The sequence below is a fragment of the Thalassospira xianhensis MCCC 1A02616 genome (assembly GCF_003326475.1).
GTDB classification, from domain to species: Bacteria; Pseudomonadota; Alphaproteobacteria; order Rhodospirillales; family Thalassospiraceae; genus Thalassospira; species Thalassospira xianhensis.
In genome coordinates this window covers 82,456-106,243 of sequence record NZ_JPWA01000016.1, presented here as the reverse complement: position 1 = coordinate 106,243, position 23,788 = coordinate 82,456, and the positions used below count along the sequence as shown (strand labels likewise).

Below are 23,788 nucleotides of genomic sequence, written 5' to 3'. Positions count from 1 at the left end.
TCCGACCGCGCGTGAACTTGAAACCGATGTCAGGCCGCTGGTGCGGATCGGTCTTCTGATCCTGATTCTGGGGGTCGGGTCGGTGTTCTTGTGGGCGGCAACGGCGCGCATCAACTCGGCCGCGACGGCAAGCGGCGTGGTCGCACCGTTTTCCGGCCGCCAGAGTGTTCAGCATCTGGAAGGCGGGATCATTCGTGAAATTCTGGTGCGCAACGGGGCGCGCGTGCAGGGCGGGGAAGTTCTGATCCGGCTTGACGATACGCGTGCGCGGGCCAGTTATGACCTGCTGAACAACCGGTATCTCAATGCGCTGGCGACACAGGCGCGCCTGCTTGCGGAACGCGGCGGCAAGGATCGGGTGCAGTTCCCGGCCCCGCTTTATGATCCGAAATATGCCGGGATTGTTGAATCGCAGGAAACCCTGTTTCAAAGCCGGATGAACGCGTTTCGTGGCGAACTTGACCTTTATGACGAACGGATCAAGGAACTGCGCCGCGAAATCATCGGCACGCAGGAACAGAAAACCGCTTCCGAGCAGCAGGTTGGCATCGTCAAGGAAGAGCTGGCGATGGTCAAGCCGATGGTCGATCTTGGCTATGCCAGACGGACGAGGTTGTTGCAGCTTGAAAGTCGGTTGGTCGAGATTTTGGGCAATATCGGACGGTTCTCGGCCGATATTGCGCGCATCGAACAGCAGATTCAGCAGGTCAAATCCAGTCAGGCGCAGCTCACACGTGACAATCTGCAAACCATCAATACCGAGCTTCGCGATATCCAGGGCGAGATTTCCGACCTGAACGAACGGCTGCGATCGGCCGAGGATATTCTGGTACGGTCCGACATCAAGGCGCCGCGTTCCGGAACGGTGACCAATCTTCAGTTTTCGACCGTTGGTGGGGTGATCCCGCCCGGTGCGCAGGTGCTTGAAATCGTGCCGCAAGACGACAAGCTTGTGATCGAGGCGCGGGTATCGCCGAACGATATTGATGTCGTGCATGAGGGGCTTGAGGTTAATATCCGGGTGACGGCGTTCAGCCAGCGCTGGTTTGCGCCGGTAAAGGGCATTGTTTCCGATGTGTCGCCGGACCGTCTGACAGACCCGGAAGGTCGCCCGTATTTTCAGGCGATGATCGAAATCGATTCGGAAAGCCTTGCCGAACATGAAGGCATGATTTTGTCGCCGGGAATGGCAGCACAGCTTGAAATCGTGACCGGTGCCAGAACGATTCTCGCCTATCTGTTTGCCCCGATCACCGACAGCTTTGATCGCGCATTCCGCGAACAATAGGCACTGGCGCCCGATTCGGGGTGCCTATATCCACCCTATACAACCTGACAGATTCTGTCAGAGGCGAATTTCGCCTTCCAAATCCCCGGAAAACATGAAAAAAATGTGATTTACCGATTCTGGTGCCCATCTTCCGTTGATGGGCTCTTGATTGGGGTCTATACTAGTGTATATGGATGGCCGGTTGCCTTCCATGAAAATGGATCGAAAAATTAGTCCCAAGTAGGGAGCAAAGCCTTGGCCTCGCCCGCCAATCAAGACGATGGCACCGGTTTAACCGATGCCGATATCGAACAGGTGCTGGATGACCGCGCAGAGGATGGCTCTGCTGCGGATAATTCCGATTCCGGTTCGTCGGGCGAGACAGGTTCACAATCCCCTGCAACGCAGGTCTTCACCAATATCCAGAACGTCATCGGCACGTCGTATAACGACATCCTGATCGGGGATCCGGGCGACAACACGCTGGTTGGTGGCGCAGGCAACGATATCCTGGTACCGGGCGAGGGTCAGGATGAAGTTACTGGTGGCGAAGGCCGCGACACATTCGTTTTGCAGGCCGGATTTGGTCAGGCGACCATTACCGATTTCACCATTGGCGAAGATTATCTGGCACTTGATGATCTTGGTGTTGAAAGTGCGGCCGATCTGGTTTCGCGTGCTTCGGATGACGGTCAGGGCAATGTCGTCATTACTTTTGCGACCGGCGATCAGCTTACGCTTAAGGGCATTACGATTGCCCAGCTTTCCGACATCACCCTTGTTGATGCCCCGAAACTGACGGATGTCGCACTGGACAGCTCTGGCGATCCGTCGTCGGGCACGCAAAACGTCATTGACGGTACAGCGGGCGATGACGTGATCCAGGGCACGTCTGGCGACGATGTGATTTCGGGCAATGGCGGCAGCGATGCTGTTGATGGCGGGTCTGGCAACGATACGCTGTCATTTGATGGGTCCGATGATGCCGTGACCGCCGATCTTTCGACCGGTACGGCAGACAGTGTCAACGGTAGCAATACCGTTTCGTTTAGCAATATTGAAAATCTGACCGGGACATCGGGCGATGATGTCCTGCGCGGGGATGCCGGAAACAATACGCTTTCGGGTGGTGCAGGCGACGATACCTTTGGCGCCAGTGGCGGCAATGACACGATTGATGGTGGTGCGGGTCGCAACACCCTTGATTACAGCGCGTCCGAACAGGGCGTTGTTGTCGATCTGAAAAATGGCGCGACCGAAAGCCGGACAGAAACTGAAACCGGCGATGATGCTGCTTCAGAAACCGGAAACAATACGGATTCCGGCACGGCAAGTGGCGATGCATCCGGCGGTGATACGGCAGCCGAGACTGACACCGGTGCGGACAGCGGTTCCGAAAATTCTGGTGAAACGACCGGCGATACTGCTGGGTCAAATGCTGGGGATACCACCGGTGGGGCATCAGACCCGTCGGATGATCCGGTGACGGGCGAAACTGATACGACCGGCGGTGATACGGGCGGTAGCGAAACGGGTGATCAGGCTTCTTCCGGTGGCGGTGAGGATACCTCCCAGCCAGAAACCGATGGCGGGGCTGTCGATGATTCTGCATCTGGCGGCTCGGGTGATGACAGCATCACCGAGGAAACCGGCGACGCAGAAACCGACACCGAAACCGACAGCGGTTCGGACGAAGGTGATGAAACCACCGGTGATGCCGGAGCGGGTGAAGAAACCGATCCGAACACCGGTAGCGATGAAACAACCCCAACCGATCAGAATGGGGCCGAAGCGGGCTCTGATGCTGGCGCCGATACCAACACGGGATCGGAAACCGGCAGTGACGAGACGGATGGGGCTGGCAATGCCGGTGGTGCGTCGCAGGAAACCGAAACCGGATCGACCTCCGACGGTGATCAGACGCAGACGGGCGATACGCAAACCGGCGCACAGGATGAAACATCCGATAACGCATCCTCGGACGAGACTGATGAGACGGTATCGGGCGACGGTTCAGATGAAACCGGTGCATCCGGCGATGAAGCTTCAAACAGCACGGATGGCAGCGATACTTCTAACCCCGTCGATGAAGGGGCGACTGGTCCCGTAACAGAGGGCGAGCAGTCCCCGGCAGAAAACGGTTCGGAAACATCCGGAACCGAAGAAGGCTCTTCGACCGAAACCGATGGCGAGACTTCCGGTGATGCCTCGAATGAAGTCACCGACGGAGAAACCACGCCCGATCAGGAAACAACTCCTGCTGAAACCGGCTCGGAAGCCGCAGGTGATGAAGCGAATGCGGGTGGTGGTGCCGCAGACGACAGCCTAGGCGGTTCGGATGGCGCTGACCAAGACGTTCTGAATGAAGATACGCCTGCGTCGGGTGATGGTGATGACAGCACGGACGGCGAAGAACAGCCGTCCCGGTCAGAGAGCCAGAGCGAACAGGAAAACACCAATAGCGGTCTTCAGGCTGGTGCAGAAACCTCGCCGGAAACCGGTGCGGATGAAACCGGTCTTTCCGGTGACGCGACCGGTGATGAGACTGTTGGTGAAGATGCTGGCACGGATGAAGGCGTAGCCGAGGATACGACCGGCGGCGAAACCACTGATGGCGAAGCAGACCCGATTGAAGCAGGTGCTGAGGACGGCGACAGCCCATCGGGCGAGCAGACGGATGGTGAGACCACTGGCGATACGGATTCCGAAGCCGGGGATGGGGCCGGTGATGAGGCTGGTGACGATACGGGTGGTGGCGCTACCGACAGTGGAAATGAGACCGGCGACAATACCAATATCTATGACAACACCCCGACATCGGGGAACGATATTGTCCATGGCACCGATGGTGATGATTTCCTTGGCGGTGCTGCCGGGAACGACACCTTGCAGGGCAGTGGCGGCAATGACGTCATCGATGGTGGTCTTGGCAACGATGTGCTGCAGGGCGGCCTTGGCGACGACACCCTTGATGGTGGTGCTGGTGCTGATGTCTTGCAGGGCGGTGAAGGCAATGACAGCCTTTATGGCGGTTCCGAAGATGACATTCTGCAGGGTGGCGAAGGCAGCGACCTTCTGGTCGGCGGTACCGGCAATGACGTTTTGCAGGGTGGTTCAGGTGACGATTTCCTGCGTGGCGGTCTTGGCAACGACCATATCCAGGGCGGCGATGGCATCGACACCGTCAGCTATACCGATGCTATTGATGCGGTAACCGTTGATCTTTCACAGAACACGGCAACCGGCGGGGCAGGCAGTGATGTCCTGCAGATGGTTGAAGACGTTATCGGTTCGGACTTCGACGATCATATTACCGGTAATGACGGCAATAACGTGCTGATCGGCGGGGATGGTATCGATACCCTGACGGGTGGTGCGGGTGACGATACGCTGACCACCGGTTCGGGCAAGGATGACATCGAACTGACCGAGAATTTCGGTAACGATACGGTCACCGATTTCAATATTGCCGAAGATACTGTTGATCTTTCGAAGCTGGGCGTGACCGATTTCGCGACCCTGCAATCGATGATGAGCGACGATGGCAACGGCAATACCGTTATCGATTTCGGCGAGCAGGGTGTTCTGACCCTTGAAGGGGTCAGTTCGGACAGTCTTGTTGCGGATAATTTCCGCGGGTTTGGCCGTATCTTTGAAAGCGATGGCGACGACGTTGCCGAAGGTACTGACGGCGATGATGCGCTGTATGGCTTTGACGGCAATGATATCCTCGGCGGTGGGGCCGGGGACGACGTCATTTCTGGTGGTTATGGCAATGACACGCTTTCGGGCGGTGCGGGCAACGATACCCTGCGCGGTCAGGAAGGTATTGATACGGTTGATTATTCCGGTGCCAATGGTTCGGTGAATGTCGACCTTGCCGCCGGTAGTGCAACCGGTGCCGATGGCAATGATGTTCTTGACCGTATCGAAAACGTTATCGGATCGAATTACGACGATACGATTTCGGGTGACAGCGGTGTTAACGTGCTTCAGGGCGGGGCAGGCAACGACACCATTACCGGCCGTGATGGCAACGATACGCTCGATGGTGGTGCCGGTGATGACACCTTTGTCGCCGAGGCAGGCAATGACACCTATATCGGCGGTGCGGGCAACGATACGCTGAATCTGAGTGCGCGCGATGGTGCGCAGACGGTTAATCTGGGGGCCGGTGTTGTCATTGATGAGACCAGCGGTGAGACGGATACTGTCACGGGGATCGAGAACATTGTCACCGGTGCTGGCAATGACGTTGTGACTGGCGATAGCAGCGATAACGTTATTTCGACAGGTTCCGGGGACGATTTCCTCAATGGTGGACGTGGTAACGATACCCTTGATGGGGGTGATGGTGTCGATACCGTCAGTTTTGCCGGACAGACCGGGGTTACTGTCGATCTTTCTGCCGGGACAGGACAATCGGATTTTGGCCAGACGATATTGTCGAACATCGAAAATGCCGTTGGTTCGTCGGGTGACGATGTCATTCGCGGTAACGATGGCGCCAATATTCTTTCAGGTGGTGCAGGCGACGATACCCTTTCGGGCGGTGAGGGAGACGACACGCTGGTTGGCGGCACTGGTCGCGACACCGCCGACTTTGCCGGGACGAATGCAGATATCACTGTCGATCTGACCGAGGGTACTGCAACCGGTGAAGGTAACGATACCCTGATCGAAATCGAGAATGTGATAACCGGGGATGGTGATGATGTCATTCGCGGCAACGATCAGGATAACATTATTGATACCGGTGCCGGAGACGATACCGTTTTTGGTAGCACTGGCGATGATACTCTGTCTGGCGGAGATGGACGGGACACGTTGTCCTTTGCGGGCGGGGCGGACTTTGCCCAGGGGATCGTTCTGGATGCGCAGACCGGTCAGGCCGTTGCTGGTGGTTCGGCGGCTATTTTCAGCGGGTTTGAGGAATACGAGGGTTCATCACAAGCGGATAGGCTTTCGGGCAGTGATGCCTCGGAACGTTTTATTGGTGGCGCGGGCGACGATACCATCGACGGACGGGGTGGCGACGATACCCTCAGCGGTGGAAGTGGCCGGGACACATTTGTTGTCTCGGCGCAAAGCGACAATGACCTGATCACCGATTTTGATCCGGCCAATGATGTCATCAATATTCAGGGCATCGACGGGCTTGAGCTGTTTTCCGATGTCGCTGGCTTTATCGGTGAAGATGCCGCGGGCAATGCCACGATTACGGTTGGCGGTTCGGTGATTACCCTTGAAGGTGTTAACCCCGATGCCCTGACATATGCCAACTTTGCCGGTATCCGGTCGTTGGATGGTACGGAAAATCGTGATGTTCTGATCGGAACGAACCGCAGTGACGTCATAGATGGTCTGGCTGATGACGATACGATTTATGGTAATGCCGGAAACGACACGCTGTTTGGCAGTGATGGAAACGATCTTCTGAACGGTGGTACGGGTAACGATGTCCTTGACGGTGGTGCCGGAAACGATACCGCGCAATATGGGGATGCGGCTTCCGGTGTTTCGGTCGATCTTGGTGCGGGAACGGCATCGGGTGGTGCTGGGAACGATACCCTGACCGGGATCGAGAATGTAACCGGCTCGATTTATGACGATAGGCTTACGGGTGATGATCAGGCCAATACCCTTGTTGGTGGACTGGGCAACGATACCATCAGTGGCGGGAATGGTAACGATTACCTTGTCGGTGGTGTTGGTACCGACACGCTGAATGGCGGTGCTGGCAACGATACAATCGCGGGCGGTAGTGGTATTGACACTGTTACCTACGATGACGCGGCCGGCGGTGTCGAAATCAATCTGGGCGCCGGGTCCGCGATCGGATCCGAAGGTTCCGATACGATCACTGAAATTGAAAATGCTATCGGCTCCGGCTTCAACGACATCATTACAGGTTCCGAAGGCGCAAATACCCTGAGTGGCGGTGCCGGGGACGATACCCTGAATGGCGGGCGTGGCGATGATCTTCTGATTGGTGGAGACGGTTCGGATACGTTCATTTTCGGGACGTTTGCCGGGAACGATAAAATTGCCGATTTCGATGTGACCAGTGACCAGATTGATCTGGGCGCGTTTGATATTCCAAACTGGGAAGCGTTAAAGCCTTTGATCAGCACAGATGATAACGGCAATGCCGTTATCACGATCAATGGCAATAGTCTGACCTTGACGGGTATTCCTGTTTCGGCGCTGGATGTTTCAAACTTCAGCGGCCTTGAAACCCTTGGCGCGACCGAAAATGATGATGTGATCAACGCCACCGATGCCGCCGAAATCATCGATGGTCTTGCCGGAAATGATACGATTTTCGCGGGTGCGGGGAACGATACTGTTTTTGGTGGGGAAGGCGACGATACGCTTTCAGGTGGTGCGGGAGCGGATGTTCTCGACGGTGGTACAGGTCGCGATACGGTTGATTATAGTCAAAGTGTCGGGGTCGATGTCGATCTTTCTGCCGGGACAGGTTCTGTTGGCGGCGCTATCGATACCTTGATCAATATCGAAAACGTTATCGGTTCGCAAAATTCGGACCGTATGTTTGGTGACGATCAGGACAATATCCTGCGCGGGGAAGCCGGCAATGACACGCTTTCGGGCGGGGCCGGAAACGATCAGGTTCTTGGTGGTGCCGGGACAGATGTTCTTTCAGGTGGTGCCGGTGACGATATCCTGAGCGGGGGCAGCGGTGTTGATCTTGCCGATTATTCTGCTGCGACGGGCGGTGTTGTTGTTGATCTGGCGGCGGGCACGGCGAGTGGCGCGGATGGCAATGATACATTGTCAGGCATCGAAAACCTGCAAGGCAGTGCGTTTGACGATACGCTGGCAGGTGATGGAGCTGACAACACCCTGATTGGTGGCGATGGCAACGATGTCCTGTCCGGTGGCGATGGCAACGACATGCTTCGTGGCGGAGCAGGTAACGATGTTATCGACGGTGGTGCGGGTCTGGATACCGCGAGTTTCGAGGATGCCGGCTCTGTTACGGTCAATCTGGCTGACGGTACGGCGACAAGTGCATCGGGAACCGATACGCTTTCAGGTATTGAAAACCTGATTGGATCGTCCGGGGCTGATAACCTGACAGGCGATGCCGGTAATAACGTCATTACTGCCGGAGCCGGGAACGATACCATCACCGGCGGTGCAGGGGATGATACCCTGACTGGTGGCGCAGGTGCGGATATTTACCAGATTGCGCCGGGTGACGGAAACGACACGGTCACCGACTTCAATGTCAGTAGCGATCAGATTGATCTTACCGGGCTATCCATTGACACCTATGGCGAACTGTTCGAGCAAATGAGCGAGAACGGTAATGGCGATCTGGTGATCGATTTCGGTGACGGTGTGACGATGACGCTGGAAGGCGTCAGCAAGGCTGGTATCACCGCGGATAACTTTATCGGCATTCGTGACATTGTTGGTACGCTTGGTGACGACGTTCTGACTGGCACGGACGGGCGCGATACCCTCTCAGGTCTTGACGGGGATGACACGCTTTACGGTTTTGAAGGGGATGACAGTCTTGCCGGGGGTGCTGGTGACGATCTGCTGAATGGTGGCGACGGGGATGACCGGATTGATGGTGGTGCCGATATCGACACTGTCGACTACAGCAATGCCGATGGTGGCGTTAACGCAAATCTTCAAACCGGCGAAGTTTCCGGGGCGGCGGGTAATGACCGTCTGTCGAATATCGAAAACATCATTGGCGGTTCTTCCGCAGATATCCTGACAGGGAGTTCCGAGGATAACGTGATTTCCGGTAATGCCGGGAATGACGTGATCGATGGTCTTGGCGGGAATGATACCCTGTTTGGCGGCGCGGGCAGTGATACAGCATCCTATGCATCGGCGTCGGGTGGGGTTAGCGTCAATTTGGCCGATCTGACGGCAAGCGGTGCTGCCGGTAATGATGTTCTGGTCGATTTCGAGAATGCCACTGGCTCGGCATTCAATGACATCCTTGAAGGCGATAACGGCGATAACCGTCTTGATGGCGGCGCTGGCAACGACACCCTTATCGGAACGGGGGGTAATGATACCCTGATCGGTAACGGCGGTGTCGATACGGTAGATTATCGCAATGCGACCACTGGTGTGAATGTTGACCTGACAACCGGAACTGCGACCGGACTTGGAACGGATACATTAAGTGGTCTTGAAAATGTTATCGGATCGAATGCCGGTGACATCATCACGGGTGATCAGGGCACCAATATCCTCGATGGACGTGCGGGCAATGATATCCTCTCGGGTGGCGACGGTGACGATACTCTGTTGGGTGGTGACGGTAACGATACCCTGATCGCAGGCGATGGTGCTGACCATGTTGATGGCGGTGATGGTATCGATACCATCGATTATTCGGCGCAAACCGGTGGTGTTGACATCAATCTTGCGACCGGTCAGACAGATTCCGAAACAGCCGACAGCGTTTCCAACGTTGAAAATGTCATCGGTTCGTCCTTTGGTGATACGATCACTGGGTCGGATGTCGATAACACGTTGATTGGTGGTGCCGGGAACGACCGGTTTATCGGTAGTGCCGGAAACGATGTGTTTGACGGCGGTACTGGCTCAGACACGATTGATTACAGCAGCGCTGATGGTGGAGTGTCGCTGAACCTGCAGGCAGGTTTGACGCAGAAAGCCGATGGCGCGGATAGCTTTACCGGTATCGAGAACGCAACCGGCACGGGCTTTAACGACAGCATGACCGGGTCGAGTGGCAATAACGTTCTATCCGGTGGTGCCGGGAATGATTTCATCAGTGCCGAAGGTGGAAACGATACCGTTATTGGTGGTGCGGGTGATGACACTCTGCGTGGTGGCGCGGGCAGTGATACGCTTGATTACTCCGGCGCGACTGGCGGGCAGATCGTCAATCTGGTGACGGGCATATCCAGCGGTGCAGATGGCAACGATGATATTGCCGGTTTCGAAAATGTTACGGGTACGGCCTTCAACGACACGATTACCGGTGATGCTGCTGACAACACGTTGCTTGGCGGGCTCGGGAACGATGTATTGTCGGGTGGTGCCGGTAACGACCTTCTGAATGGTGGTGCTGGCAATGACAGCTTTGTCGGAGAAGCCGGTGACGACACCTATGTCGGTGGTGAAGGATCGGATACTCTTGATTTCCGGACGGCCCAATCGGGTTTGAATATCGATCTTGCCAACAATATTGCGACCGGAGCTGATACAGGCACCGATCTGTTCACCGGTATCGAACAGATTCTGGCGTCCGATTTCAACGATACCATCACCGGAAGCAGCAATGCGGACACCGTTAGTGCCGGGGCTGGTGACGATATCGTTCGCGGTGGGGCCGGGGATGATACGCTTTCTGGCGGTGCCGGTAATGATCTGATTGATGGCGGCACAGGTCGGGATATTCTCGACGGCGGAGCCGGCGAAGACACCATTTCCTATGACAGTGCAAGCGGCTCCGTCAGTGTAGACCTGCAAAGCGGTGTCGTTAGCGGTACCGAAAACGACCAGATTTCCAGTTTTGAAAATATCAAAGGATCTGCCTTCGCCGATACTTTAAGGGGTGACTCCGGTCGCAACAGCATTGACGGCGGCGCGGGCGATGATTTCATCGATGGTCGTGCCGGTGATGACGTTCTGTCAGGTGGTGCGGGGAATGATACGCTCCGTGGCGGTGCCGGTTCGGATACCATTGATGGCGGTGCCGGTGTCGACACGCTTGATCTGTCTGACCTGACAGGTAACGTCACTGTCGATATGTCAGCCGGGCAGGCAACAGACGGCACGGATACCGACAATTTTGCCAATATCGAAAATATCACGACCGGATCGGGCAATGACATTGTCATTGGCGATGATGGCAACAACGTCATCACGTCTGGCGCTGGTGACGACATTGTCAATGGTGGTGCTGGCAATGATGTCATTTCCGGCGGAGACGGTGCCGACACGCTTGAAGGGGGTGCAGGTAACGATACCCTGCTTTCAGGCGCCGGTGACGATATCCTGATTGGTGGTGAGGGCCTCGATACTGCCAGTTACGCAGATTCAACCGGCCCTGTTGTGGTTGACACCGTAAACAATACTGTCAGCGGCTCGGCCACGGGTACCGATACACTTGAGGGTATTGAGGTTATTGAAGGTTCTGCATTCGACGATACCTTCGTCGGTGGTGCCCAAAGCGATACTTTCATTGGTGGTGCTGGCGATGACACATTTGAAGCCGGTCTTGGTGATGATACGCTGACGCTCGGAACCGGCAGGGATCAGGTCGTCTTCCGTCCGGGTGATGGCAATGACACGATTACCGATTTTGATCCGGCGAATGATGTCATTGATCTGACGGACTTCAATATTGCCGGTTATGGTGCTCTTGAAAGCCTGTTTGGAACCGATGCCCGCGGCAACCTGACCATTACACTTGATAGCGGTGATACGATCACCCTTGAAGGGGTTCAGGCATCTTCGGTTGGCATTGACAATTTCATCGGTGTCGATGTCCGCCTTGGAACCGAAAATGCTGATGAAATGATTGGCGGTTCTGGCGGTGACATCATCAATGCGCTGGGTGGAGATGATACTGTTTCGGGCGGTGACGGCAATGACCGCCTGATTGGCGGCGCTGGCAATGACATCCTTTCTGGCGATGCGGGTGATGATACGCTGATTGGCAATTCGGGTTCCGATACGCTGGTCGGTGGCGCAGGTCGTGATACGGTCGACTATTCGACCGAGACAGCCGGTATTACGGGCGATCTGTCGACCGGTACAGTCACCGGTGGTGACGGCGACGATGTACTTGATGGCATCGAAAATCTTATCGGGACGCTGTTTGAAGATACCCTGACGGGTGATGCCGGTGACAACACTTTGTCGGGCCTTGCCGGAAATGACACGCTGGCCGGGGGCGAAGGCAATGACGTCATTGACGGCGGTGCTGGTTCGGATACCGCCGATTATAGCAGCGCCAGCAGTGCTGTTGACGTTAATCTTGAAGACGGAAAAGCCACCGGTCAGGGCAACGACACCCTTGCCAATATCGAAAATGTCGTCGGCTCGGATTTTAACGACACAATCACCGGCAATGCTGCTAATAACACCATAACGGCCGGTGCCGGGAACGACGTGATCAATGTCGGTTCGGGCGATGACGTTGTTGATGCCGGAAGTGGTGATGACGAAATTACCGGCGGTGCGGGATCGGATACCCTTTCCGGTGGTACCGGCAACGACGTGCTGGATGGTGGTGCGGATAACGACACCCTGTCGGGTGGTACGGGTGACGACATCATTCAGGCCGGGACAGGCGACGACTGGATTTATGGCGATACCGGTGACGACATCATTGATGGTGGTGACGGTATCGACACGGCCGATTATTCCAATGTCGAAGGCCCGGTTGTCGTCGATCTGGTCAACCAGTATGCGTCGGGTTCGGGTGGCAATGATATCGTTCGCAATGTTGAACGGGTCATTGGTACCGATTTTGCCGATACCCTGATCGGGGCGGACGGGGTCAATACCCTGGATGGTGGATCGGGCAACGATACGCTGTTTGGCGGCGATGGTGACGACGTCATTATCACCGGCGACGGCGAAGACATGATTGTTGTTACCCCGGGTGGCGGCAGCGACACGGTTACCGATTTTGACGTCAACGAAGATGTGATTGATCTGTCATCCTACGGGATTGAGGATTATAGCGATCTTGCCGATCGCATGTTCGATGACGCCAATGGCAATGCGGTTATTTCGCTCGGCCCGGGTGAAAGCATCACGCTTGAAGGCGTTTCGGTCGATGATCTTGGGCCGGATAACTTCTTTGGCTATGTCACCATCGAAGGTACTGAATTCGACGACGTCCTGCAGGGCAGCCAGCTTGGCGATGAAATCAATGCGCTGGCCGGTGACGATATTGTTGATGGTGGTGACGGTGACGATGTCATCAATGGTGATGCAGGCAACGATACCCTGATCGGTGGTGCCGGTGATGACGAACTGAATGGCGGGGATGGCAACGATACCGCCGATTATTCCGACACATCCGAAGGTGTTACCGTTGACCTGAGCACAGGTAGCGCAACCGGGGACGCCGGAAACGATACCCTTGATAGCATCGAAAATGTTACCGGCGGGGATGGCGACGATATCCTGATCGGTGACGAAAACGCCAATATTCTGGATGGCGGCGCAGGCAACGACACAGTTTATGGCAATGGTGGCGACGATACCCTGATTGGCGGCGAAGGCGATGATACGCTGTCCTATGAAGGGGCCGAAGACGGCGTTTCCGTCGATCTTGCTAATGGCACGGCAAGTGGTGGTGCCGGAAATGATGTGATTGACGGTTTTGAAACCGTGATCGGTTCCGACTATGCCGATACCATTTCGGGCGATGATGCCAGCAACGTAATCGAAGGCGGTGCCGGTGATGATGTGCTGGCCGGTGGTGCCGGTGATGACACCATTCTGGGTGGGGCGGGTAACGATACCCTGCAGGCGGGTACCGGCAATGATACCCTTGTCGGTGGCGATGGTACCGATATTGCCGATTATTCGGACCGGACAGATCCGGTTGTGGTTGATCTTGCCGCGGGTACCGGCACGACCGCCGACGGCAACGATACCCTGATCGAGATCGAAGGGGCGACCGGTGGTTCGGGCAACGACACCCTTCTGGGGTCGGACGGCAATAACATCCTTTCAGGCGGTGCCGGTGATGACACCCTTTCGGGTGGTGCAGGGAACGACACCCTTGCCGGTGGCGCCGGGGCAGATTTGCTTGACGGTGGTGCGGGTGATGATGTCCTGGCCTTTGAAGGGGACCATGTCGCGGCGTCGGGTGAAACCACCGACCATGTCGGCAGCCCGACGACGGATGGCACCGGTGACGTTGCCGATATCAGTGGCAAAAACCTTTCTGATGACAGTTTTGTCGGTGGCGAAGGCAACGATACCCTGCAGGCAGGCGACGGTGATGATGCCATCATTCTGGATCGCGATCACGCCGGTGGCGGTGCCGCTAACCCGTCGATTGTGGATATTGAAAACATCAATGCCGGTGCGGGTAACGATGTTGTCGACCTGACCAGTGAAACGCATTCCTATGGCGACGTCACGATTGATGGCGGTGCCGGTGACGATACCCTGTGGGCCAATGACGGTGATGACGTCATCCTTGGGGGTGCCGGTTCTGACAATATACTGGGCGGTGCGGGTGCCGATACTATCGATGGGGGTGCTGATAACGACATCCTTGATGGCGGAACCGGGAATGACATCATCGCGGGCGGTGCTGGTGACGACACCATCATGGCCGGTATCGGTGATGACACGCTTTCGGGTGGTGATGGGGCCGATACGCTTGATATGTCTGCGGCCAATGGCGCGACAATTGATCTGGCCAATGGCACGGCAAGCAGCGATGCCACCGGTTCGGACAGCATTTCCGGCTTTGAAAATGTGATCGCGACGGATGGTGATGACACCATCATCGGTAATGCTGCGGACAATACGATTGACGCCGGTGCGGGCAACGATACGGTTTCGATTGATGCCGGTAACGACCACCTTGATGGTGGCGACGGCATTGATACGCTTGATCTGTCAGGCACCATTGGCGGGGTAACGGTTGATCTTGCCGCTGGCACGGCGAACGGCGCACAGACCGGTTCCGATACGATTGCCAATTTCGAAAATGTCACCGGTTCGGCATATGCCGATACCATTACCGGCAATGATGCGGCCAACACGATTGATGGTGGTGCCGGTGATGACGTGATCGATGGCGGGGCTGGCGACGATGTCCTGTCGGGCGGTGCTGGGAATGACACACTGGTGGCGGGCGACGGCAACGACACCCTGACCGGTGGCGATGGCGCGGATGTCTTTGTCTTTGAAGATGGCAGTGACGCCGATCTGGTCAGCGACTTTGACATCGCCAGCGACATGATTTCCTTGCCCGATGTCGGTGTTTCAAGCTGGACCGAATTGCAGCCGCTTCTGTCAGATGGTCCGGATGGTGCGGTGATCACGTTGCCGTCCGGTGGCACGGTAACGCTTTCGGGCGTTGCTGTTGGCGACCTGACACCGGATCACTTTGCCGGAATCGAAAATGTCGGAACGCCGGGTGATGATACACTTGGCGGTGGCAGCGGTGACGATACGGTTGGCGCCGGTGATGGCAACGACACGGTCGACGGTGGCGACGGTAATGACACGGTCGATGGCGGTGACGGTGACGATTCCGTTGGTGGCGGATCGGGCGATGATAGCGTTGGCGGTGGTGCCGGTAACGATACGGTCGACGGTGGCGATGGCAATGACACGGTCGATGGTGGTGATGGTAATGATTCCGTCGGTGGCGGTGCGGGTAACGACACTGTTGGCGGTGGTGCCGGCGACGATACGGTTGATGGCGGCGAAGGTGATGACACGCTCGACGGTGGTGACGGCAACGACACCCTGATCGGCGGCCCGGGCACGGATACGCTTGCCGGTGGTGCGGGTGATGACATTCTGGAATTTGGCGCGGATCGCACCGGCCAGTCGGGTGATACCACCGATCATGCGGGCAGCCCGGGTGTCGATGGCACTGGCGAAATTGCCGATCTTGACGGTCTTGGCATCAGTGATGATCAGTATGATGGCGGTGACGGCATCGATACGCTGGTGGGCACGTCGGGTGGTGATGCGATCATTCTGGATCGCGATCATGAAAATGGTTCCGCCAATCCGTCAATCAGTGGCGTTGAAATCATTGAAACCGGCGACGGTGATGACGTTGTCGATCTGACCAGCCAGGTGCATTCCTATGGCGATGTCACGGTTGATGGCGGGGCTGGCAACGATACCATCTGGACCAGTGCCGGGGATGACAGCGTCCTTGCGGGCGATGGCAACGACCATATCAATACGGGTGCCGGCAGTGACGTGATTGATGCCGGGGCGGGTGATGACGATATCGCGGCGGGTTCCGGCGATGATGTGATCACCGCGGGTGACGGCAACGATGTGATTTCGTCGGGTGACGGTAATGATACGGTCGGTGCCGGTGCGGGTGACGATACCGTTATCGGTGATGCTGGTAACGATATTCTTGCCGGTGGCGATGGCACCGATACGCTTGATCTGACCAATGCCGATGGTGGTGCCGTCATTGATCTTGAAAATGGCACGGCAAGCAGCACGGAAACCGGGTCTGACACCATTTCGGGCTTCGAACAGGTTGTTACAGGTGCTGGTGACGATACGATTTCCGGAAGTTCTGCCGATAACACAATATCGTCCGGTGCAGGAAACGATACGATTGACGGTGCCGATGGCAATGACCGGATCGTGGCTGGTGACGGCAATGACGTCATATCCGATGGCGCGGGCAGTGATTATGTCGATGCGGGTGCAGGCGATGACACGGTTATCGCGGGTGCCGATGATGACAGTCTTGATGGTGGCCAGGGCAATGACACCATTGACATGCGCAACGCAACCAGTGGTGCCACGGTCAATCTAGCGGCAGGTTCGGCGCAATCGGCAGAAACCGGTTCGGACAGCATTTCGAACTTTGAAAATGTCACAACCGGTTCGGGCGATGATGAGCTGACCGGATCGGACGCCAATAACGTCATGGCCGCAGGGGCGGGTAACGATACCCTTGATGGCGGGGCTGGCGACGATACGCTTTCGGGCGGGGCTGGCAATGACAGCTTTATCTTTGCCGATGGCACCGATGATGATGTTGTCACCGACTTCGAAGTCGGGACCGACAAATTGACCCTTGATGGCACGGGCATTGAAACCTGGACCCAGCTACGTGATCTGATCACCGGCAATTCGCTTGGCGATGCGGTGATCAATCTGCCGTCCGGCGGCACGATAACGCTGCAGGGCGTCAATCCGCTTGATCTCTCAGTCGATGATTTCACCGGTGTGACCGACGGCGGCACGCCTTATGACGACAGCCTGACCGGCGGCGATGGCGATGACGTTATTGATGCGCTTGCCGGTGACGATATTGTCGATGGTGGTGCCGGTAACGATACGATTTATGGTGGTACGGGCAACGATACCCTGACGGGTGGTTCGGGCGATGACACGGTCGATGGTGGAACCGGTTCGGATACGCTTGGCGGCGGTACCGGCAATGATGCACTTAATGGTGGCGATGGTGCGGATACGCTTTCGGGCGGTGCCGGTGACGACACCCTTGACGGTGGATCCGGCGACGATGTCCTGAACTTTGAAGCCGATGGCACGGCCGCGAGCGGTGAAACCACCGAAAATACCGGTAGCCCTGGTGTTGATGGCACCGGTGATCTTGCCAATATCGGCGGCAAGAACATCTCGGATGATACCTTCATCGGTGGTGACGGTACCGATACCCTGAACCTGACCGGTGGCAGTGATGCGCTGATCCTTGATGGCAGCAAGCTGGGCGATGGCCAGACGACGGGTAACACAATCGAAACCCGGACATTCGGCCTGACGGATTCAGCATCATCGGGTGCCGTGCAGGCCGCATGGTCGGATGCAAATCTTTATGCCTTTGATTTTGGCACATCCTATGTCGGCGAAGACGGCAAACTGAACCTTGCTGCGGCTGATGACACCGTGACCTTTGATGGCAACGGTATTGGCAATAACGGCGGTTCACCGGCCGGAAGCCAGATCAACCACAATGGCAATACCGGCGAAAGCGAAGCCGTTGTTGTCGATCTTGGTGCCAATGCGCGGAATGCCACGGTTCAGGTTTCCAACCTGATTGCGGCCGAACATGGCGGTGAAGTCGGTTCCTGGCAGGCCTTTGATGCCGATGGTAATCTGGTGGCATCGGGTGTGCTTGACGAAAGCACGATCAATTACACGAGTGGCGGTGTTGGTACGGCAACGATCAGTGTCACCGACAGTCTCGGCAATCCGGTTGAATTCCGTTACCTCGCCTTTGAAAGCGAACCTTATGCAGACGGTTCATCGGGCGGTGACAGCAGCGACTATTTCGTGCGTTCCATCACCTTTGATGCGGTGGTTGAAGAAATCGTCACCGATGGCGCGCGCCTTGAGGGCGTCGAGGTTATCAATGCGGGCGAAGGCAACGACGTTGTCGATCTGACCAGCGATACGATTGCCTATGGCGATGTCACCATCAATGGTGGCGGCGGCAACGATACGCTTTGGGCCAACGAAGGCGATGACCGCATCAATGGCGAACTTGGTGACGACAATCTTTATGGCGGTGCGGGTGACGACTATCTTGATGGTGGTTATGGCCGTGATGTCCTTGATGGTGCCGAAGGCAGTGATACGCTGATCGGCGGGCAGGGTAACGATACGCTTCGCGGTGGTGAAGGCGACGACATCATCCATGGTGGTGGTGACATCGATACCGTGACCTATGACGACGCGGCATCGGGCGTGAATGTTGATCTGGCCAATTACACCGCGACGGGTGGTGCCGGAAATGACGGTATCTACTGGGTCGAAAACGTTGTCGGCTCTGCCCATGATGACATCATCAGGGGTGATGCGCAGAACAACACGCTGGATGGCGGTGCCGGTAATGACACCCTGTCGGGTGGTGCCGGGAATGATGCGCTGCGCGGTGGTGATGGCAATGATACGGCGGATTACAGTAATTCGGCCGCGGCGGTTCGTGCGAACCTTGCAACCGGTACCGCACAGCTTGCCAATGGCGAAGCAGACAGCCTGACCAGCATTGAAAACCTGATTGGCTCTGGCGGCAGCGACACCCTGACCGGGTCGGATGGCGATAACCTGCTTTCGGGTGGTGCGGGCAATGACAGCCTGATCGGCAATGGCGGCAACGATACCCTTGATGGTGGTATCGGCAACGACATGCTCGATGGTGGCGATGGTGATGACATCCTGACCGGTGGCGATGGTGCCGATCGCCTTTATGGCGGGGCAGGCAATGATACGTTGGACGGGGGTGCCGGTAACGATACCCTTGATGCCGGTGCGGGCGACGACGTTATTCTGGCGGGCGATGGTAATGACGTCATCACCGCGGGTGCAGGCGCCGATACGGTTGATGCGGGTACGGGCGATGACACGGTTGTTGCCGGTGCAGGCAACGATGTTCTTGCCGGTGGTGATGGTACCGACACCCTTGATTTCGCTGCTGCCAATGGCGTGACGGTCAACCTGTCGACTGGCACCGCAAGCAGCGATGCCACCGGTACAGATACCATTTCCGGCTTTGAGAATGTTCTGGGTACGGCGGGGACGGATACGCTTATCGGATCAAGCGGGGCAAACGTCCTGTCTGGTGCGGATGGTGATGACGTTCTGGACGGCGGTGCGGGTGATGACTCCGTTTATGGCGGGGCCGGTAACGACACCATTATCGCCGGTGCCGGGAATGACACGCTTTCGGGTGGTGCGGGCATCGATACCCTTGACCTGACCCAGGCGACAGGAGGTGCCACGGTCGATCTGTCGGCCGGTACCGCAAGCAGTGCGGAAACGGGCAACGACACTATTTCCGGTTTTGAAAATGTCATCGGGTCGGCAGGTAATGACGACATTATCGGATCGGATGGCGATAACGTCCTTTCGGGCGGTGCCGGGGATGACACCATCGAAGGCGGTGCGGGTGCCGATACGCTTGATGGTGGCGATGGCATTGATACCATCAGCTATGAGGGTTCAAGCGCCGGGGTCGAGATTTATCTTGGCGATACCGATGCCAATGCCAGAACACCGGGCGAAGGCGGCCGCGCATTTGGCGGTGATGCCGCAGGAGATATTCTTGCCAATTTCGAACGCGTCATTGCGTCGGCCCATGATGATTATGTCTATGGCAACAGCCAGAACAATGTTGTCGATCTGGGTGATGGCAACGATACGTTTGACAATGTCGAAGCCGATGTCAGCGTCGATACGATTGATGGTGGCGAGGGCAATGACACGATCTGGACCGGCGATGGCGCCGATACCCTGATCGGTGGCAATGGCAACGACTATCTGAACGGTGAAAAAGGCGACGACACGCTTGACGGTGGGGCTGGTAATGACAGCCTTGTCGGCGGCGATGGCAACGATATGCTGGATGGCGGATCGGGCGATGACCGTATCTCGACCGGGTCGGGTGCCGATCTGATCAAGGTCACAAGCCTTGTCGGCGACAAGGTCGTTACCGATTTCAACACCAGTGTTGATCAGATTTCCCTTGATGCCCTTGGCATTTCCGAATGGTCCGAACTGGCCCCGCGTCTGAGCGAGGTTAATGGCAATACCGTCATCGATCTGGGCCCGGATGGCTCGGTCACGCTGCTGGGTGTGCGCCTGAACGAAGTCACGTCCGATATGTTTGTCGGGATCGAAGGCCCGGTTGGCGCGACGCCGTTTGATGATGTCCTGCTTGGTACCAGCGAAGATGATTATATTGATGCGCTGGCCGGGAATGACGTGGTCGATGGCGGGGATGGCAATGACACCATCCTTGGCAATGATGGCGACGATAACCTGTCGGGCGGTGCCGGGAACGATACGATTTCGGGCGGCAACGGCAATGACGTGATCGACGGTGGCGACGGCGATGACAATCTGGATGGCAATGACGGCCATGACGTGATCGCGGGCGGTGCGGGCAATGACACCCTGATCGGCGGGGCCGGCAACGATGTGATTTCCGGCGGTGGTGGTTCGGACTTCATCGATGCGATGGATGGCAACGATGTTGTCACCGGCGGTGATGATACCGACACGATCTATGGCGCGGCCGGGGATGACCAGCTTTCTGGCGAAGCGGGCGATGATGTCATTTCGGGCGGGGATGGTGCCGATACCATCAATGGCGGTCTTGGTAATGACTTGCTGTCGGGCGATGCGGACAATGACACCCTTTCGGGTGCGGATGGCAACGATACCCTGATGGGGGGCGACGGTGCCGATACGCTTTCGGGTGGTAGCGGCAATGATGTCCTGTCGGGCGGCAATGACAATGACCTGCTCGAAGGGGGTATCGGCAGCGACACCCTGTCGGGCGATGCGGGTAACGACACGCTGCTGGGTGGCGATGGCAACGATACGCTTGATGGCGGGGCTGGCAACGACACCTATACCGGTGGCGCCGGTTCGGATCAGATCATCGTGTCGGATAATTCCGGCGACAAGGTCGTCACCGATTTCAATCCGGCAAGTGACCAGATCAATCTGTCTGCCCTTGATGTTGATAATTGGGCCGAACTGCGCAGCCTGATGTCCGAGGTCAATGGCAACGCCGTCATCAACCTGAATGGTCAGGGCACCCTGACCCTGCTGGGTGTCGCGATCAGCGACCTTAATGCGAACATGTTTGTCGGTGTCGAAGCCTCGACCGGGCCAACGCCCTATGATGATGTCCTGTATGGCACCAGCAACAATGACACGATTGCAGCCCTTGCGGGTAACGACACGGTCTTTGGCCTGAACGGGCAGGACACGCTGTCGGGCATGGATGGCAATGACAGCCTCTATGGCGGTGATGGCGACGACAAGCTGTATGGTGACAACGGTAATGACCTGATTGACGGCGGCGGCGGTCAGGACAGCATCACCGGTGGCGAAGGCGACGATACGCTGGATGGCGGGTCGGGCGATGACCGCGTCTGGGGTGGAAACGGGGCTGATACGCTGCTGGGCGGTCAGGGTCAGGACAAGCTGTATGGCGAAGCCGGCAATGACGTGATCAATGGCGGCACCGGCGATGACTCGATCCTTGGCGGGGACGGTAACGACGTTCTGGATGGCGGCGAAAACAACGACCGTCTGTGGGGCGGCGACGGTAACGATACCCTGTTCGGCGGATCGGGCGATGACAAGCTTTATGGTGATGGTGGCAATGACACCCTGATGGGTGGTCAGGGCAACGATACCCTTTCGGGTGGATCGGGCCGCGATACCGCAAGTTATGCCAATGCGACATCCGCGGTTGGTGTTAGCCTGAAAAACGGCACCGCCGTTGGTGGTGACGGATATGATGTCCTGTCTTCGATCGAAGATCTGATCGGCTCGAACTTCAACGATTACCTGTTTGGCGACGATGGTGCGAACCTGCTGTCCGGCCTGTCGGGCGATGATGTTCTGGGCGGTGATGGCGGTAATGACACCATCTGGGGTGGCGATGGCAATGACGTCATCAATGGCGGATCAGGCAGCGATCTGATCGATGCCGGTGCCGGTGATGACATCATCGAATATCAGAAAGACGCGACCTGGTCGGGCAGCTATGCCGCGAAGAATGTCGGCGATCCGGATATGAACGGCACCAACGAGCAGGTGAATCTGCAGGGTTACACCCGTTCGCAGGATATCTTTGATGGGGGTGACGGTACCGATACCCTGTCCCTGACCAGCGGCAATGATGCCCTGTTCCTGGATGACAAAATCACCGATCCGGGTGTTTCGCCGCGCATTTCGAATATCGAAGTCATTGATGCCGGTAATGGCGACGATATTGTCGACCTGACCAGCGAAACCCAGTCTTATGGCGATGTAACGGTTCTTGGCGGAACCGGCAATGACATCATCTGGAGCAACGCCGGTGACGACGTCCTTGATGGCGGCGAAGGCAACGACACGCTTTGGGGTGGTGCGGGCAACGATACTCTTGCCGGGGGTGCCGGGATCGACATCCTGAATGGTGGTGCCGGTGATGACGTCCTGCAATACAATGCTGACGACACCTGGAGCTCGAACTGGCATGCGCTTAATGATGGTGCGCCGGGCGAAGACGGCCATGACAACAATACCGGCTGGGGTCATACCGGCCATCACGGTAATGGTTGGGGCCATGATTACAGTGGCGATGCCGGGACTGGCGAATATGTCAATCTGAACGGCTATAACCAGTCGAACGACATCTTCGAAGGTGGCGATGGCACCGATACCCTGAAACTGACCAGCGGTAATGACGCGCTATTCCTTGCCGATACGGTCAGCGATCCGGGTATTTCGCCGCGCATCCGCAATATCGAAGTGATCGAGGCCGGTGATGGCGATGACATCATCGATCTGACCAGCTCCTATGAAACCTATGGCAATGTCACGCTCGATGGTGGCAATGGTAATGACATCCTCTGGAGCAATTCGGGCGACGATGTGCTTCTGGGCGGGGCGGGCAATGATCGCCTGTATGGCAGTGCCGGTGATGACACCCTGACCGGTGGTTCGGGCTGGGATGAATTCGAGATCGGCAAAACCAACGGTCACGATATCATCACCGATTTCACCCCGGGCGAGGACATCATCAATCTGTCGGAATGGAATTACAGCAACTTCAACCAGATCAAGAACGACATGCACCTTGATACCGATGGCAATGTCGTCATCGAACTTGGCAATGATGCGTCGGTCACCCTGATGGGTATTCATGATCCTGATGATCTTGATGCCGATGATTTCGGGTTCGGCACCTGATCGCGGATCGTGTGGATCATCTGATCCGGAAATGACAAAGGCAGCCAAACAGGCTGCCTTTTCCTTTGATATCCCGTTATTTCC

At 56.8% G+C, this 23,788-nt stretch carries 2 protein-coding genes; both read left to right on the top strand.

The genetic code is table 11. From position 1 onward, the window contains the following. On the top strand, positions 1-1,288 hold a 1,288-nt coding region (locus tag TH5_RS14405; RefSeq protein WP_114122404.1), incomplete at its 5' end, for an HlyD family type I secretion periplasmic adaptor subunit. A gap of 237 nt (positions 1,289-1,525) precedes the next feature. Further along, complete coding sequence (locus TH5_RS26005) at positions 1,526-23,704, top strand: hypothetical protein (RefSeq protein ID WP_244204923.1); 22,179 nt, start codon at positions 1,526-1,528, stop codon at positions 23,702-23,704. Positions 23,705-23,788: the final 84 nt, after the last annotated feature.